This is a genomic window from Nonomuraea insulae (assembly GCF_042656245.1).
In genome coordinates this window covers 116,172-131,723 of record NZ_JBHSPA010000016.1, presented here as the reverse complement: position 1 = coordinate 131,723, position 15,552 = coordinate 116,172, and the positions used below count along the sequence as shown (strand labels likewise).

Here is a 15,552-nt window from a genome sequence, read left to right as displayed (position 1 = left end):
CGTTGCCGGGGGCGGCATCAAGGCTGTGGTCAACGTCTCCGCGAGCATTAGTATAACGTTGTAGACAACGTTATAGAAGCAACCTCTCGGCCGGCGACAGCAGGAGGTCAGGTGCCCGCGATCCTGTTCATCACCGCGGACCAGCTACGTAAGGACGCGCTCGGCTGCTACGGCGGCCGGGCGGTGGCGACGCCGCATCTGGATCGGATCGGCGAGGAGGGCACGGTCTTCGACCGCGCCTATACGGCGAGCCCGGTGTGCCTGCCCAGCCGGAGCTCGCTGCTGACGGGGCGCTATCCGCGCAACCACGGCGCCTACAGCAACTTCCGCGACCGGGCGCTGCCGGCGGACGTGCCGAACCTCTACCAGGTGCTGGGGGCTGAGGGCTATTCCGTCGGGCACATCGGCAAGTGCCATTACGCGCCGGTGCCGTACTCCGCCACCAGCTCCGACCGGACCCTGCCCTACGACTCGTTCCGGGACTACTACCTGAGCCTCGGCATCGAGCACCTGGCGTTGCAGGACGACAAGCAGGTGTCGGTCTGGTTCTACGACGACTACACGCGGGAGTTGGAGGCGGCCGGCCTGCTGGAAGCCTACCGGGAGGCCGTTTGGGACCAGGCGGCCCGCAAGGTGTTCCCTTTCCCCGGCCCGGCGCAGTGGCATCCCGATGCCTGGGTCGGCCGCAAGGCTCGCGAATGGATCGAATCGTACGACCAGGACCGCCCGATGTTCGCCTGGGTCTCCTTCAGCGGTCCGCACTTCCCGTTCGACCCTCCTGAGGAGTATCTCTCCCGGGTCGACGAATCGCTGGTCGGCGAGGCCGACGTGGACCCGTCCGAATGGGCGGAACCCGGCCGGTTGCACTACCGGAGCTTCCACGGCCCCTCGCGGGGATACGCGGAGGGCGGCGGATTCCACGACCGCGATCCGGACTACTGGCGGCAGCTGCGCCGCCATTACCTGGCCAACGTCGCGCTGATAGACGATCAGGTGGGACGCCTGATCGCCGCCGCGGAGGCGCGGTTCGGCGACGATCTGGTCGTGGTGTTCACCTGCGACCACGGGGAGATGCTGGGGAACCACGGGTTCTGGGGCAAGCAGCGCTGCTTCTACGAGGACGTGCTCAACGTGCCGCTGCTGCTGCGCAGGCCCGGGGGCGCGGGCGGGGGCACCAGGACCGACCGCCTCACCAGCCTGGTCGATGTCTTCCCCACGCTGGTCGGCCACGCCGGTGCCGAGACCGTCCCCGGGATCGACGGCCGGCACCTCGACTCCGGCGGCCAGCTGCATGTCTTCGCCGAGTCCGAGCGCTTCCAGGTCGTCACCGACGGCCTCGTCAAACTCGTGCACGCCCAGGCCGACGACGTCGTGCACACCGAGATGTACGACCTCGCATCGGACCCGCGAGAGATACGCGACGTTGCCGGGTCCCCGGGGTACGCCGAGGCACAGCGCGACCTTCAGGCGGCCGCTCTCCGGGCACTGGTGGACACTGCGCTGCCCTGATCAGTACGTGTCGAGCGGGTAGCCCTCACCACCGGAATCATGCGGCCGGTGCCATCTTCCACGGGAGGTCATGGTGGATGAAGAGGTGTTGCAGGACACGCCACATCGGAGGGTGGTGCGGATCGGTGACACCGTCCGCAGGCCCGCCCAGGCGTGGACGCCGGCCGTGCATGCGCTGCTGTCCCATCTGAAGAGCGCCGGATTCCCGTACTCGCCGCGCGTGCTGGGGATCGACAAGGGGTTTCAGTCGAGAGACAGCCCTGCGGCCGGAGTCACCTGGGCGGCCCGGCGTGCCGGGAGGACAGCGGCGAGGAGTCCGGCCAGGGCGGCGATGAGGACGACGGCGCCGAGCGACGGCCAGGGGACTTGCATGGTGGCGTTGCGAAGAGCCGGCTTCACGAACGTCTCGTAGCCGGCCCAGGCGAACCCGACGCCGATCACGGTGCCGAGCAGGGTGGCCACCACCGACAGCAGCACTGCCTCGGTCGCCAGCATCCGCCGCAGCTGCCCGCGGGTGAGCCCGAGCGCGCGCAGCATCGCGTGTTCGCGGGCGCGTTCGAGTACGGAGAGCCCCAGGGTGTTCGCGATCCCGATCAGGGCGATCACGATGGCGATGCCGATGAGGCCGAGCACCGACCAGGTGAGGATTCTCAACTGCTGGTCCTCCGTCTCCCGGGCCTGCAATTCGTTGCCGACCTGCAGGCCGGCCGAATCCGCCAGCTTGTCCAGGTCTCCGACAAGTTGCATCGAGTCGTTGCCGGAGGAGGCGCGGATCCAGATGGCATGCGGCTCGGGGGCGTCGGTGAGTGTCGCCAGCGTCTCGGGCGCGACCACGCCCACCCGGCCCCAGCCGGTGCCGGCGGTGACCTGCAACTGGGCTCGCCGGTGGCCGACGCGCACCGTGACCCGGTCACCGGGCCGGAGGCTCAGGTTCTTGCGGAAGGCCGCGTAGTCGAGTCTGATCTTCCCCGGCTCGACCTGGGCGAACGCCCCGCCGTCGCGGGCCACCTGTTCCGCGTCCGGCGCGGTGACCACCGGGATCGGTTCGCTGAGCCCGGTCACCTGGGCCGCGGCGCCGTCCACGGGAATGGCCCGCTCCACACCGGGAGTGCGACGTACCCGGTCGAGGAGATCAGTGGCGACCGGTCCCTCGGACGAGGTCAACGAGGCATCGACGGGGTGCTGCCTACCGCGCTCCTCGTCCAGCGCCGCGCTTGTCGTGCTCATCCCCGTGAGTACGGCGGTCGTCAGGGTGACGCCGACCAGCAGGGAGGCAGTGGTGGTGGCGGTCCGGCGCGGATTGCGCACAGCGTTCCTGGTCGCCAGCCGGCCGGCGGGGCCGAGCAGCGCGCCGGTGAGCCGGACCAGGCGGGGAACGAGCACCGGCCCGAAGAGGAGCACGCCGGTGAACACCGAGCCGCCGCCCGTCACCATGAGCACCGTACTGCCCTGGATCACCGCCATCCCGAGCAGGCCCAGCCCGGCGACCAGGAGGAGCGCGGCGAGCGCCAGCCGCACCAGGCCGGTGGCCGTGTGCACGTCGACCGAGGGATCCGGGCGCAGCGCCGCCAGCGGGCTCACCCTGACCACCCGCCGGATCGGCAACCACGACGCGACCATGGTGACCACCAGGCCGACGGCGAACCCGCCCAGCAGCCAGAGCGTGGGCAACCCGGGGGCGCCCATCGTGACGGTAGGCGCGAGAACGTTGATCAGGGCGATCAGTCCGTAGCCGAGACCGACGCCGAGCAGTAGCCCGGTCAGCGACGCGAGCACCCCGACGGCGGCCGCCTCCCGGCGTACCGAACGCACCACCTGCCGCCGGGTCGCGCCGACGCAACGCAGCAGGGCGAAGTCGCGCAGGCGTTGCGCGAACAGGATGGAGAACGTGTTGGCGATGACCAGGACCGAGACGAAGAGCGCGACGCCGGCGAACAGCAGCAGCATCAACCCCAAGGTGTCGACCCTGTTGTTGAGTTCGGTCTGCTTCTCCGTGACGAATTCCTCGGGCGACTGCACCTTCGCGCCCTGCGGGAGCTGACCCACCTCCCCGCGCACCGCCATCCGGCCCAGGGAGAGCGAGGGGTCATCGCGCCATCGCAGCAACTGCGGCCAGGACACGTACACGCTGGCCTGAGCCGTGGCGGAGGGCGACTCCACGAGACCGACCACCTCCAGGTCGGTCGCGGTGGTGTCCTCGCCGATCCGGACCCGGTCGCCGACCGCGATCTCCTTGGCCTGAGCGTCCCACACGTCCACCACCGCCTCGCCCGTGCGTGCCGGGAAGCGGCCGGAGCTGAGTTTCTGCCAGCGCAGCTCCGCCGAAGGGGCGATCGGCCCCACGGCCGTTCCCGGGAACGAATGACCGCCCGCGCGCATCGGCATCATCCCCCGGCCGAGCACGGACGCGTTCTCGCCGTATCGCTCGGCGAGTGCGATCACCTCCTTCATGCTCAGCTGAGTGATCACATGGTCGGCATTGCGGAACGGCGCTCCGAAGCCGTCCATGAGTCCGCTCCGTGCCCCGGACGTGAGCATGCCGACCACGACGACGAAGGCGACTCCGACAATGATCGCGACCGCCGCCGCGACGTACCTGCGGAGGTGGGTGCGCAGGGACGCGAGGAAGACGGTGCGCATCAGGCGATCCGCCCGTCCTGCACGGTGACCACGTCATCGGCGTACTTCGCCGCGTCCCGATCGTGGGTGACCATCACGACGGTCTGGCCGAGCTCGTGCGCCGACCGGCGCAGGTGGTGGAGCACCTCCGCCGACGTGGTGCTGTCCAGGTTTCCTGTGGGCTCGTCGGCGAACAGCAGGTCCGGCTGGGTGATCAGGGCCCGGGCGATCGCGACCCGCTGCTGCTGGCCGCCGGACAGCTCCGCGGGCCGGTGGCCGAGCCTGTCGGCCACGCCGAGGGTGTCGGCGAGCGCGTGCGCGCGCTCCCGCGCCGCGTCGTCGATCCGGCGACCGCCCAGCTCAAGCGGGAGCACGATGTTCTGCAGCGCGGTGAGCATCGGCAGCAGGTTGAACGACTGGAACACGAAGCCGATGTGCTCGCGGCGGAAGATCGTGAGCGCGTCGTCGTCGAGCGATCCGAGGTCGGTGCCGGCCACGGTGACAGTGCCGCCGCCGGCCTGGTCGAGTCCGGCCAGGCAGTGCATCAGCGTGGACTTGCCCGATCCGCTCGGCCCCATGATCGCGGTGAACCTGCCTCGTGGGAGGTCGAGGTCGATGCCGCGCAGAGCATGCACCTGGGTATCGCCCCGGCCGTAGGTCTTGGTCAGGTCGCGCGCGCTGGCGGCCAGGGTTCCCTGGGTGGCCTGCTGGGTGGTGGCCGTCATCGTAGAGCAGCTTTCGGTCGATGGGACTGGAGTGGAGTCAACCGCATGTCATGGTTTCGCCACGACGGCCGCCGGCGACAAGGATCCGGGGGAGACTGACGTGCTGTTCGCGTAGGTCATGCCGGTAGTCAAGGCGGCGTGGTGTTGCCGGCACGTATGTGGTTTTCGATATGCCGGCGATATGCGCCGGCTCCTAGGCTCGGGAGCATGCGTGTGTTGATCGTCGAGGACGAGCCCTACCTGGCAGAAGCCATCCGCGATGGCTTACGCCTGGAGGCGATCGCCGCCGACATCGCCGGTGACGGCGACACCGCGTCGGAACTGCTGAGCATCAACGCCTACGACATCGCCGTCCTCGACCGGGACATCCCCGGCCCCTCCGGCGACGAGATCGCCGAACGCATCGTCGCCTCCGGCAGCGGCATGCCGATTCTCATGCTCACCGCCGCCGACCGGCTCGACGACAAGGCCTCCGGGTTCGAACTCGGCGCCGACGACTACCTCACCAAGCCCTTCGACCTGCGCGAACTCGTGCTCAGGCTCAGAGCGCTCGACCGCAGGCGCGCCCACAACAGACCACCCGTGCGACAGGTCGCGGGTCTGCGGCTGGATCCGTTCCGCCGCGAGGTCTATCGCGACGGCCGCTACGTCGCGCTCACCCGGAAACAGTTCGCCGTGCTCGAGGTCCTCGTCGCCGCCGAAGGCGGTGTCGTCAGCGCCGAGGAACTCCTGGAGCGAGCATGGGACGAGAACGCGGACCCGTTCACCAACGCCGTGCGCATCACCGTGTCGGCGCTGCGCAAACGGCTCGGCGAACCCGGGATCATCACCACGGTCGCCGGCGCCGGGTACCGCATCGACGCTCAAGCAGACCCCGGGCGTGAGGCAGGAGAGCGTGGATAGAGCGCCCGGGTTGAGCGTTCGCCTCAAACTCACCCTCAGCTACGCCGGATTCCTCATGCTCGCCGGCGTCCTGCTGATCGTGGTGGTGTGGGTGTTCCTGCTGCGTTACGTGCCCAACGTCGCCGCGGTCAGGACCCCGGCGGAGATGGATCCCAACCAGTACGTCCTCCTGCGCGGCTTCGCGTCAGCGGCGGGCACGGCCCTGGTCTTCCTGCTGGTGTTCGGTCTCCTGGGAGGATGGATTCTCGCCGGCCGCATGCTCGCGCCCCTGACCCGCATCAGAAATGCCACGCACATGACCGCGGACGGATCGCTCTCCCACCGGATCCGGTTGGAAGGCCGCAAAGACGAGTTCCGCGAACTCGCCGACGCCTTCGACGCCATGCTCGCACGGCTCGAAGCACACCTCGCCGAACAGCAGAGGTTCGCAGCCAACGCCTCGCACGAGTTGCGCACCCCGCTGGCGATCTCGCAGGCACTTCTCGACGTGGCCCGCAACGATCCGAACCGGGACACCGGCGAACTCGTCGAGCGCCTTCACGCCGTCAACGCCCGAGCGATCGACCTCACCGAGGCGCTGCTCGTGCTCAGCCGCGCCGGCCAGAGGTCCTTCACCCGCGAACCTGTCGACCTGTCCCTGCTGGTGGAAGAGGCCACAGAAACACTGCTCCCGCTCGCCGAGAAACGCGGTGTCACCATCGACACCTCCGGTGACATCACCCCGGCTGTCGGGTCGCAGGCGCTCCTGCTGCAGATGACGACGAACCTTGTGCACAACGCCATCGTGCACAACCTGCCCGAACATGGCACCGTGCGGGTCACCACCAGCGTCCACCCCGAGACCGTGGTGCTCACCGTCGAGAACAGCGGCGAGAAGCTCCCTCCGCAACTGGTCTCGACACTCACCGAACCGTTTCAGCGCGGCACCGAACGAATACGCGGCAACCACGCAGGCGTCGGCCTCGGTCTGGCGATCGTCAAGAGCATCACCCAGGTACACGACGGATCCCTCACCATCATCCCGCGCCCCGCGGGCGGACTCCGTATCGCCGTTCACCTGCCCACCGTCCCGGCCGATGGCCAGGGGCGGCCGGGTGGAGCGTTTCCTCGAAACACCGGACGCCCGGATTCCTGATCGTGCCGACACCCACGCTGAGCTGGATCATCGTCGTCGTCAACCCGGCGCGCGGATCTTCCGCCGGCGGCCGCGCCGTTTGACGATGGGTTTACGTCCAGTCAGAGTGATCAGAAGTCATGGCGTTGACCGACCACCATTGGCTCCTCGAGGAAGAAGATGCGGAAATCCGTCATGACCGCCACCATGGTGACGCCGTTGACCCCGGCGGCAGCCTGGGCCACGACCACAGCGGACGCCTTGACCTGGGAAAGTGCCCGCAAGACGTCAAAGGGGCCGACCTGCGGTGCGCGACGTGATCGGCATCGATCCGCGCGGTGTCGGCCACAGCACCCCCGATGAGCTGCGACTTCAAGCCGGAGCAGACCGCGACCAACATCCCGCCGTACGCGGCCGACGTCACCGCGCAGGCCAAGGCCGCGGCCGCTCTGGCCAAGCAGTGCGGCTCGTCCTCGACCGCGTGGGCGCTGCCGCACATCGCCACCGGACCTGGCGGCTGGAACTCGGCATTCTCACGGATGCTGAGCCGCCGGCCTGACGAACGCGTACATCAGACCCGCCGATGTGCGGGATGACACCCCGCGAGAGGAATCACGATGAGCGACAGCCCGGCGGCCGAACGTGGAGGGTCGACGGCCACTTCGCGCTCAGCGGAAACGACCAGCCCGACCGGCCGGAGAGACGCCGGGGCGCGGCAGAAGCGTCCCTACCCTCTGCTCGCCGACGATGTCGCGCGCTCGCGCGTCTGTGTGGCGATCGCCGCGCCGTTCATCGTGGCGTCCCCCTTCGTGATCCGCAATCTTGACCTGCAGCCGACGCTGGTCGGCATCCTCACGGCCTTCGTCATCTGGTCGATCTACTCCATCGTCTACATCGGGCTCGTGTTCGGCGTGTTCATGCGGGCTGATGCCGACACGCTCGGGCAGTGGCTGTGGGCCGTTCCACGTCCCAGGACCCGCGCGCAGCGGATCTCCGGGATCATCAACGGCTACGGCGCGATCTGGTGGGCCCTGTCCGGCGGCGGCGTCTCGATCGCCGCGATGATCGTCCTCATGACCACGGGCGAGAGCACGCCACCGGCGATCATCTGGGCGGGCGTCGTGGTCCTCACGGCGAGCTGGGCGATCATCGCCGTCAGCTTCGCCGTTCATTACGCGCGCGAGCACGCGCTTTCTGGCGGCCTCGAGTTCCCGGGCGAGGCTCCCCGCTTCTCCGACTTCCTCTACCTGTCGCTGCAACTGTCGACCACGTTCGCCGGCTCGGACGTCGTCATCACCACGACGAGGATGCGCCGATTCGCGGCGCTCCACGGCGGTATCGCCTTCCTGTTCAACACCGTCATCATCGCGATCCTCGTCACCGTGCTGCTCGCCGCCGTCAGCTGAGCCGAGGCGCCGGAGGGGAAGATCTGGCTCGGCTCGTAAGATGGTCTCTGGTTGCCGCCGCGGTTCAGCCAGGCGCGGACCGCGCCGCCGTCGTAGACGACCAGATAGTCGGCCTGGCCGTCACCGTCAGTGACGACTCCGCCGTCACGGCCACGGAGAACTTCCCGGCCAGGCCACCAGGCACGGCGAACCGCGCCCCCGCCCCCGCCCCCGCCCCCGCCGCTGTCACCGGAGGCGTCAGGCCCAGTAACAACGTCACCACGATGGACATGATCAAGGCCAGGCGGCCAGTTCACACACCTCCGCGTTCGGGGAGTTGATCATCGCGACCGCGGACGATAACGGCGTGAATGTGCCATCAACACTCGCGGGGGTTATGGCGACGGGAAAGGCCCGCTGTCAGACCGCCCTGGCGATGCGGATGCGTGCGTTCAGTCGCGGCCCCGCCTCGTAGAACATGTACTCCACACCGTCCTGGGTGCCGAACGACGGCGCCGCCACCCTGCCGTTGTCCGAGGGGATGGGGGAGTGGAAGACGCCGAGGTGCGTCTCCCTGTCGAACGCGTTGCCGAGCTCGGTGATCCGCATCCTGCCGTCGTTGCCGTGATAGGCCACATAAGTGGTCCCGTTGCGTTTGACGAGGGTGGCGCCGGAGATGTCGGTCACGCCGTCGGGTTCGGGGTCCACCAGCGGGGTCGCGCTGAACTGCCAGCCGTCCCAGCCGTTGGGCGACCAGCCGTAGAAGATGCGGCGGCCGTTGCGCCGCCCCATGAAGGTCATCACGTACTTGTTGTTCCGGCCGGGCAATGAATGCTCGAAGACCCGCGCGTAGGAGGTCTCGGAGGTGCCGGGCACCAGGCGGGTGCTCAGGATCGGGGTCTCGTCGGTGAAGGTGATGCCGTCGGTGGAGCGGGCCACGCGCGTGGTGAAGTTCTCGCCGTGGAAGTAGCAGAAGAACTGCCGGGTGGCGGCGTCCCAGGTCACGTGGGGTGAGGACACGTGTGAGACCGTGGTGGTCGGCAGGCGGTTGTCGATGAGGGGATTGCCCGAGTAGTCGTCGAAGGGGCCCGCCAGGGAGTTGGCGAAGGCCACGCAGATGCCGCCCGGGTTCTCGTGAGGGGCGTAGTAGAGGTAGTAGCGCGCTCGGGGATTGGCGAGCTTGTCATACACCCCTCTGATGCAGGGAAAGATGAACTCCCCTGTCGGGTTGTGGCTGAGCGGCAGGGCCAGCGCGTCGCGCAGGTACCGGTAGGTCGGCATCCCGGCCGGGCCCGCCGCCGCGCTCGCGGCCGGGCCGAGACCCAGGCCTGCGGCCGCGCCCGCCGCCGCGCCCAGTAACACGGTCCGCCGTCGGATCAGTGGGTGGGGAGTGTCCACGTCGGCTCCTTCACGCTGCGTCGTGGTACGGATTCACACGCTCTCCCCCGACGGGATGCCGCGTCAAGCTGCTAATGCGAATTACCATAGGCAAAATCCGCACTTGACAGTATGGGGCGTCGTGCGAAAGATAGTGCCTCACCAAGTTGCTACTACGCATTAGCAGATCAGGGGAGGGCACGGACGGTGACTGGCCCGGGCCGGCGTCTCACGCAGCAGGACATCGCCAAGATGGCCGGCGTGAGCCAGACGACGGTGTCGCTCGTGCTCAACAAGCGCGGCGACGCCGAGGTGCGGATCGCCCCCGAGACCCGCGAAAGGGTCCTGCGGGTGATCAGAGAGACCGGCTACGTGGCCGATCCCGCCGCGCGACGGCTCGCCGACGGCCGCAACCGCATCCTCGGCGTGTTCACCTACGAGGCGGTCTTCCCCACCGAGAGCGCCGACTTCTACCACCCGTTCCTGGACGGCATCGAGGAGTGCGCCGAGGAGATCGGCTGCGACCTGCTGCTGTTCACCAGCGCCAGGGCGGTCTCGGGGGCGCGGCGGCAGATCTTCAACGAGGAGAGCCGCGTGCGGCTGGCCGACGGCTGCCTGCTGCTCGGCCGTACGGTCGACCGTGACGACCTGGCCCGGCTGCTGGCGGAAGGGATCCCGTTCGTCTCGGTCGGCCGCCGCGACGACGCGGGCGGGCCGGTGCCGTACGTCGGGGCCGACTACCCACCGGCGGTCCGGGCGCTGGTCGAGCGGGCGGTGGCCCTCGGCCATCGGCGTCTGGCCTACGTCGGGGCGGGCATGGGCGGCGAGTCCAGGGCCGACCGCCTGCGCGGGTTCCACGAGGGTGTGGCGGCGGGCGGCGCCGACGGCCGCCATCTCCCGGCCGAGGCGCCACTGGACGATCTGGTCGCGGCCGGGGTGACGGCGGTCTTCGTCGAGGAGTACGCCGACTGCGTAGCGCTCGCCAGAGCGGCCGCGGAGCGCGGCATGGAGATACCCCGCGACCTGTCCATCCTCACCCTGGGCGCGTTCACCCGGCCCGTCCAGGTCGACACCGACTTCACGGGATTCCGCATCCCGAGGCGCGAGATGGGCCACAGAGCCGTACAACTGCTGGCCGCGGTCCTGGAGACCGGCGGGTCCCCGCAAGAACTGCTCCCCTGCGAGCTCATCGCCGGCAGCACGCTGGCTCCGGCATCCGGAATGTGACAGGAGATCCCCACGTGGTTGAGATATCGGCAGACGCGGCCGTCGTCGGCGGCGGGCTGGGCGGCGTCGCCGCCGCGCTGGCCCTGCTGCGGGCCGGCCGCACCGTGATCCTCACGGAGGAACACGACTGGCTCGGTGGCCAGCTCACCAGCCAGGCCGTCCCGCCCGACGAGCCCTCCTGGGTGGAGCAGTTCGGCGTCACGGCGAGCTACCGTGCCCTGCGCGAGGGCATCCGGCGCTACTACCGCGACCACTACCCGCTCACCGAACGGGCGCGGGCGCAGCGGGAGCTGAACCCGGGTGCCGGTCACGTGAGCCGCCTGTGCCACGAGCCCAGGGTCGCGGTCGCGGTGATCGAGGCGATGCTCGCCCCCTATCGGGGCTCGGGCCGGTTGCGGGTGCTGCAGCCGTACCGGCCGGTGGGCGCGGAGGTGGATGGCGACCGCGTCACTTCGGTACGGCTGGCACATCGCGACCATGACGCCGACCAGGTCGTGCTGCACGCGTCATACGTGCTGGACGCGACCGAGACCGGCGAACTGCTGCCCCTGACAGGCGCCGAGTACGTCACCGGATTCGAGTCGCAGTCGGAGACAGGCGAGCCGAGCGCGCCCGCCGAGGCGCAACCGCTGAACATGCAGGCCGTCTCCGTCTGCTTCGCGGTCGACCACGTCGACGGTGACCACACGATCGACCGGCCCGCCTCCTACGACTTCTGGCGAGCATACGAGCCGCCCTTCTGGGGCGACAAGCTGCTGTCGTGGCGGTGCCCGAACCCGCGCACCCTCGCGATCATGGAACGTTCCTTCACGCCCAATCCCGACGACGACCCCCAGCTCGTCCAGGCCGACCAGCGCGTCAACCCGGGCGACGCCAACCTGTGGACCTTCCGCAGGATCGCCGCGCGCCGCAACTTCACGCAGGGCGCGTACGCCAGCGACATCGCCCTCGTCAACTGGCCGATGATCGACTACCTGGAGGGGCCGGTCATCGACGTGCCGGACGCCGACCGGCACCTGGCGGCCGCCCGCGAACTGTCCCTGTCGGTGCTGTACTGGCTGCAGACCGAGGCTCCCCGCCACGACGGCGGCACCGGATACCCCAGCCTGCGGCTGCGCGGCGACGTCACCGGCGGCGCCGACGGTCTCGCCCAGGCCCCCTACATCCGCGAGTCCCGGCGTGTCCGGGCCCTGACCACCGTCACCGAACAGGACCTGTCCGTGGCGATACGCGGCGACAAGGGCGCCGTCTCCTATCACGACTCGGTGGGTGTGGGCATGTACCGCATCGACCTGCACCCGTCGACCGGCGGCGACAACTACATCGACGTCGCCTGCTCCCCGTTCGAGATCCCCCTCGGGGCGCTGATCCCGCAGCGGATGACCAACCTGCTGCCCGCCTGCAAGAACATCGGCACCACCCACATCACCAACGGCGCCTACCGCCTGCATCCGGTGGAGTGGAACGTCGGAGAGGCGGCAGGCGCGCTCGCCGCCTTCTGCCTTGACCAGGCCACCACCCCGCACGCCGTGCACGCGGACGGCCGGCTCCTGGCCGACTACCAGCACCGGCTCGTCCGCGACGGCGTGGAACCGCGCTGGCCCGACGTCACCGGTTACTGACGCCGTCATCGACGCCAGAAGGAGAAACCCCCCATGAAAGTACCCGGGAAGCTGGCGGCCCTCTCGCTGACCGCCCTCCTCACAGTCGCCGCCTGCGGCGACGGCGGCACCGCCCCGGCCGCGCAGGGCCCGCAGCCGCTGCGCATGTCGATCTGGACCTCCAACGAGGCCCACCTGAAACTGTTCAACGAGATCGCCGCCGAGTACCGCAAGTCCCACCCGCAGGCCGGTAAGATCACCTTCGACCCCATCCCGTTCGAGAACTACACGACCACGCTGACCACGCAGATCGCCGGCGGCAACGCCCCCGACCTGGCGTGGATCATGGAGAACTCCGCCCCGGACTTCGTCGGCTCCGGCGCTCTCGTCCCGCTCAAAAGCAAGATCGAGAACGCGGGCGAGCTGGTCCCGGCCGCCACCCGGCTGTGGGAGCACGACGGAGAGCTGTACGCCTACCCGTTCTCCACCTCGCCCTTCGGCGTCTTCGTCAACACCGACCTGGTCAAGGCCGCGGGCCAAAAAACGCCGCGCGAGCTGATCAAGGCCGGGCAGTGGGACTGGGAGCACGCCAACGAGATCAACAAGGCCGTCGCGGCCAAGGGCAAGAACGGCCTGACCATCCTCAACTTCGACTACAAGGCCTGGGACAACCTCGCCACCGTCTGGCAGGGCTGGGGCGCCAAGGCGTGGAGCGACGACGGCGGCACCTGCCAGTTCAACGCACCCGAAATGGTCGAGGCCATGACGTTCGTGCACAAGGCGATCTTCACCGACAAGTCCATGCCGGGGCCGGGCACCGCCGTCGACTTCTTCTCCGGCGACACCACGATGGCCGTCGCCCAGATCTCCCGCGCCGCCATGCTGGAGGACGCGACGTTCAAGTGGGACCTGGTGCCGCTGCCCGCCGGGCCGAAGGGCGAGTACGCGGTCATCGGCCAGGCCGGGATCGGCGTGCTGAAGAAGTCGCCGAGGGCCGCGCAGGCCACCGACTTTCTCGCCTACTTCGCCAACGCCGCCAACGCGGCCAAGCTCGCCGCGTACTTCCCACCCGCGCGCGGCTCGCTGCTGACCGCCGACACCATGGCCAAGACCAGTCCCATGCTGAACAGCGACCAGCTCCAGAAGGTAGTGATCGACGGCATCCAGAAGGGCGTGGTCAAGCCCAGCCACACCGGTCAGGCCGAGCTCGCCCAGACCGCCAGGGCCGCCCTCGACCCGCTGTGGAAGCAGGACGCCGACGTCAAGGCGGTGCTGGACGGCGTGTGCGCGAAGATCCAGCCACTGCTGGGTGGATGACGTGGCGGCGACGGACCTCGGCGAACGGGTGGCCGTGCGCGCGGCCACCCGGCGCCGCACCTTCTGGACCATCCCCCGGCGCGACGCCCTCGTCGGCTACCTGATGATCTCGCCGCAACTCGTGGGCAGCGCGCTGTTCGTCCTGCTGCCGCTGGGCCTGGTCTTCTACTACAGCCTCCAGGAGTGGAACGTGCTGGCGGGCACGTTCGAGTTCGTCGGTGGCGAGAACTACGCCAAACTGCTCGCCGACCCGAACATGGGACAGGTGCTCACCAGCACCGTGTTCTTCTCGGCCGGTCTGGTCGTGCTCAACCTGACCCTCGCCCTCACCCTGGCCATCCTGCTCGACCAGCGGCTGCGCGGCACCACGTTCTTCCGCACGCTGTTCTTCTCGCCGGTGCTGGTGTCGCTGGTCGCCTGGACGATCGTCTGGCAGTTCCTGCTTCAGCAGGACGGCGGCGTCAACGGCGTGCTCGGCCTGGCCGGCGTCGAGGGCCCCAACTGGCTGCGCGGCGAGACCTCCGCCCTGCTGTCGGTCATCGTCGTCCAGGTCGTCAAGAACGTGGGGCTCAACATGGTCCTGTTCCTGGCGGCGCTCCAGGGCGTGCCGCGCCAGCTGTACGAGGCCGCGCAGCTCGACGGCGCCGGCCCCTGGACCCGGTTCCTGCGCATCACGGTGCCGCAGATCAGCCCGACGATCCTGCTCACCTCGATCATCACCGTGGTCGGGTCGCTGCAGGTGTTCGCCCAGATAGCGGTGCTCACCCAGGGCGGGCCCGGCATGTCCACCACGGTTCTCGTCTACTACCTGTACCAGCAGGCCTTCCAGTTCCGGCACCTCGGCTACGGCGCCACCCTGTCGGTCCTGCTGTTCCTGATCGTCGCGGCGCTGACGCTGCTGCAGTGGCAGCTGCGCCGGAAGTGGGTCTTCCATGAGTCGTAGCATGAGTCGCAGGGTCAAGCTCGTGCTGTACGCGCTGCTGTGCGTGTTGTGCGTGCCGTTCGTGTTCCCGACCTGGTGGATGGTCACCTCGTCGGTGAAGCCGATCAGCGACATCTTCGCCTTCCCGCCCGCGCTGGTGCCCTCCAGGTTTGACTTCTCCACCTATGGCCGGGTCTTCGAGCTGCAGCCGTTCGGGCAGCAGTACCTCAACAGCCTCTACATCGCGGCGGTGGTGACCGCCGGCACGATGGCGGTGGCCGCGATGGCCGGCTACGCCTTCGCCCGCATCCGCTTCCCCGGCCAGAACGTGCTCTTCCTGGTCGTGCTCGTCGGCCTGCTGATCCCCAGCGAGGTGACGATCGTCCCGCTGTTCCAGATGTTCCACACGGCGGGGATGACCGACACGCACTGGCCGCTGATCCTGGTGCCGATCCTGGGTGCGCCCAGCGTGCTGGCGACGTTCATCATGCGGCAGTTCTTCATCACGCTGCCCGGCGAGCTGGAGGAGGCCGCCAGGGTCGACGGGCTCGGCCGCTTCGGCACCTTCTACCGGGTGGCGTTGCCGCTGGCCAGGCCCGCGCTCGGCGCCGTCGCGATCTTCACCTTCCTGCACTCGTGGAACCTCTACCTCGAACCCATCGTGTTCCTGTCCACCCCGTCGAAGTTCACCTTGCCGCAGGCGCTCACCCAGTTCGTCGACGCCTACGGCTCGCCCCTGTGGAACGTGCAGCTCTCGGCCGCCACGATGACCGCTCTGCCCATTCTGGTCGTCTTCGTACTGGCCCAGCGGCAGTTCATCGAGGGGCTCGCGCACACCGGTCTGAAAGGCTGA

14 protein-coding genes are annotated in these 15,552 nt (G+C 69.0%); 10 read left to right on the top strand and 4 right to left on the bottom strand.

The features are described from left to right. The first annotated feature begins 111 nt into the window (after positions 1-111). Entirely contained in the window at positions 112-1,509 is a 1,398-nt protein-coding gene (locus tag ACFPZ3_RS12555) for a sulfatase-like hydrolase/transferase (protein ID WP_379514205.1), read from the top strand. A gap of 243 nt (positions 1,510-1,752) precedes the next feature. On the opposite strand, the gene ACFPZ3_RS12550 is transcribed toward ACFPZ3_RS12555, so the two are convergent. Together ACFPZ3_RS12550 and ACFPZ3_RS12545 are read right to left on the bottom strand one after the other, a co-directional pair. Further along, positions 1,753-4,149: an ABC transporter permease gene (locus ACFPZ3_RS12550; RefSeq protein WP_379514204.1), complete on the bottom strand. Its 2,397-nt coding sequence runs from the start codon at positions 4,147-4,149 to the stop codon at positions 1,753-1,755. Continuing rightward, positions 4,149-4,853, bottom strand: coding sequence for an ABC transporter ATP-binding protein (locus tag ACFPZ3_RS12545; RefSeq protein WP_379514203.1), 705 nt, complete (start codon positions 4,851-4,853; stop codon positions 4,149-4,151). The genes ACFPZ3_RS12550 and ACFPZ3_RS12545 overlap by 1 nt, the downstream gene beginning before the upstream one ends. Before the next feature lie 207 nt (positions 4,854-5,060). On the opposite strand from ACFPZ3_RS12545, the gene ACFPZ3_RS12540 reads away from it, so the two are divergent. The 4 genes from ACFPZ3_RS12540 to ACFPZ3_RS12525 all read left to right on the top strand — a co-directional run bounded on the left by ACFPZ3_RS12540 (position 5,061) and on the right by ACFPZ3_RS12525 (position 8,276). Then, positions 5,061-5,756 (top strand): response regulator transcription factor, encoded by a 696-nt coding sequence (locus tag ACFPZ3_RS12540; RefSeq protein WP_379514202.1) that lies wholly within the window; start codon positions 5,061-5,063, stop codon positions 5,754-5,756. A gap of 10 nt (positions 5,757-5,766) precedes the next feature. Then, complete coding sequence (locus tag ACFPZ3_RS12535) at positions 5,767-6,891, top strand: sensor histidine kinase (protein ID WP_379514201.1); 1,125 nt, start codon at positions 5,767-5,769, stop codon at positions 6,889-6,891. Positions 6,892-7,229: 338 nt separating this feature from the next. After that, on the top strand, positions 7,230-7,466 hold the full coding sequence (locus tag ACFPZ3_RS12530) for a hypothetical protein (protein ID WP_379514200.1): 237 nt from the start codon (positions 7,230-7,232) through the stop codon (positions 7,464-7,466). Positions 7,467-7,487: 21 nt separating this feature from the next. Next, a complete protein-coding gene (locus ACFPZ3_RS12525; protein ID WP_379514199.1) occupies positions 7,488-8,276 on the top strand; it encodes a DUF1345 domain-containing protein in 789 nt (262 codons plus the stop codon). Between the two features lie 64 nt (positions 8,277-8,340). On the opposite strand, the gene ACFPZ3_RS12520 is transcribed toward ACFPZ3_RS12525, so the two are convergent. Together ACFPZ3_RS12520 and ACFPZ3_RS12515 are read right to left on the bottom strand one after the other, a co-directional pair. Next, the gene (locus ACFPZ3_RS12520) at positions 8,341-8,538 is read right to left on the bottom strand and encodes a hypothetical protein (RefSeq protein ID WP_379514198.1); all 198 of its coding nucleotides are present in this window, start codon (positions 8,536-8,538) and stop codon (positions 8,341-8,343) included. A gap of 137 nt (positions 8,539-8,675) precedes the next feature. Continuing rightward, on the bottom strand, positions 8,676-9,653 hold the full coding sequence (locus ACFPZ3_RS12515; protein WP_379514197.1) for a glycoside hydrolase family protein: 978 nt from the start codon (positions 9,651-9,653) through the stop codon (positions 8,676-8,678). A gap of 186 nt (positions 9,654-9,839) precedes the next feature. Here ACFPZ3_RS12515 and ACFPZ3_RS12510 point away from each other — a divergent pair, with 186 nt between their 5' ends. Genes ACFPZ3_RS12510 through ACFPZ3_RS12490 form a run of 5 tightly spaced genes read left to right on the top strand, consistent with a single transcriptional unit; the run spans position 9,840 to position 15,552 of the window. Continuing rightward, positions 9,840-10,859: a LacI family DNA-binding transcriptional regulator gene (locus ACFPZ3_RS12510; RefSeq protein WP_379514196.1), complete on the top strand. Its 1,020-nt coding sequence runs from the start codon at positions 9,840-9,842 to the stop codon at positions 10,857-10,859. 14 nt (positions 10,860-10,873) lie between these two features. Then, entirely contained in the window at positions 10,874-12,481 is a 1,608-nt protein-coding gene (locus ACFPZ3_RS12505) for an FAD-dependent oxidoreductase (protein WP_379514195.1), read from the top strand. Positions 12,482-12,514: 33 nt separating this feature from the next. Continuing rightward, positions 12,515-13,777, top strand: coding sequence for an ABC transporter substrate-binding protein (locus ACFPZ3_RS12500; RefSeq protein ID WP_379514194.1), 1,263 nt, complete (start codon positions 12,515-12,517; stop codon positions 13,775-13,777). Position 13,778: 1 nt separating this feature from the next. Further along, positions 13,779-14,720, top strand: a complete 942-nt coding sequence (locus tag ACFPZ3_RS12495) for a carbohydrate ABC transporter permease (RefSeq protein WP_379514193.1) — start codon at positions 13,779-13,781, stop codon at positions 14,718-14,720. 1 nt (position 14,721) lies between these two features. Further along, positions 14,722-15,552 (top strand): carbohydrate ABC transporter permease, encoded by an 831-nt coding sequence (locus ACFPZ3_RS12490; RefSeq protein WP_379514192.1) that lies wholly within the window; start codon positions 14,722-14,724, stop codon positions 15,550-15,552.

Excerpts from the sequence above, each read along its gene's own strand:
- ACFPZ3_RS12550 (WP_379514204.1), bottom strand. The coding sequence starts at position 4,149 with ATGCGCACCGTCTTCCTCGCGTCCCTGCGCACCCACCTCCGCAGGTAC.
- ACFPZ3_RS12545 (WP_379514203.1), bottom strand. The coding sequence starts at position 4,853 with ATGACGGCCACCACCCAGCAGGCCACCCAGGGAACCCTGGCCGCCAGC.
- ACFPZ3_RS12540 (WP_379514202.1), top strand. The coding sequence starts at position 5,061 with ATGCGTGTGTTGATCGTCGAGGACGAGCCCTACCTGGCAGAAGCCATC.
- ACFPZ3_RS12530 (WP_379514200.1), top strand. The coding sequence starts at position 7,230 with ATGAGCTGCGACTTCAAGCCGGAGCAGACCGCGACCAACATCCCGCCG.
- ACFPZ3_RS12525 (WP_379514199.1), top strand. The coding sequence starts at position 7,488 with ATGAGCGACAGCCCGGCGGCCGAACGTGGAGGGTCGACGGCCACTTCG.
- ACFPZ3_RS12500 (WP_379514194.1), top strand. The coding sequence starts at position 12,515 with ATGAAAGTACCCGGGAAGCTGGCGGCCCTCTCGCTGACCGCCCTCCTC.
- ACFPZ3_RS12490 (WP_379514192.1), top strand. The coding sequence starts at position 14,722 with ATGAGTCGCAGGGTCAAGCTCGTGCTGTACGCGCTGCTGTGCGTGTTG.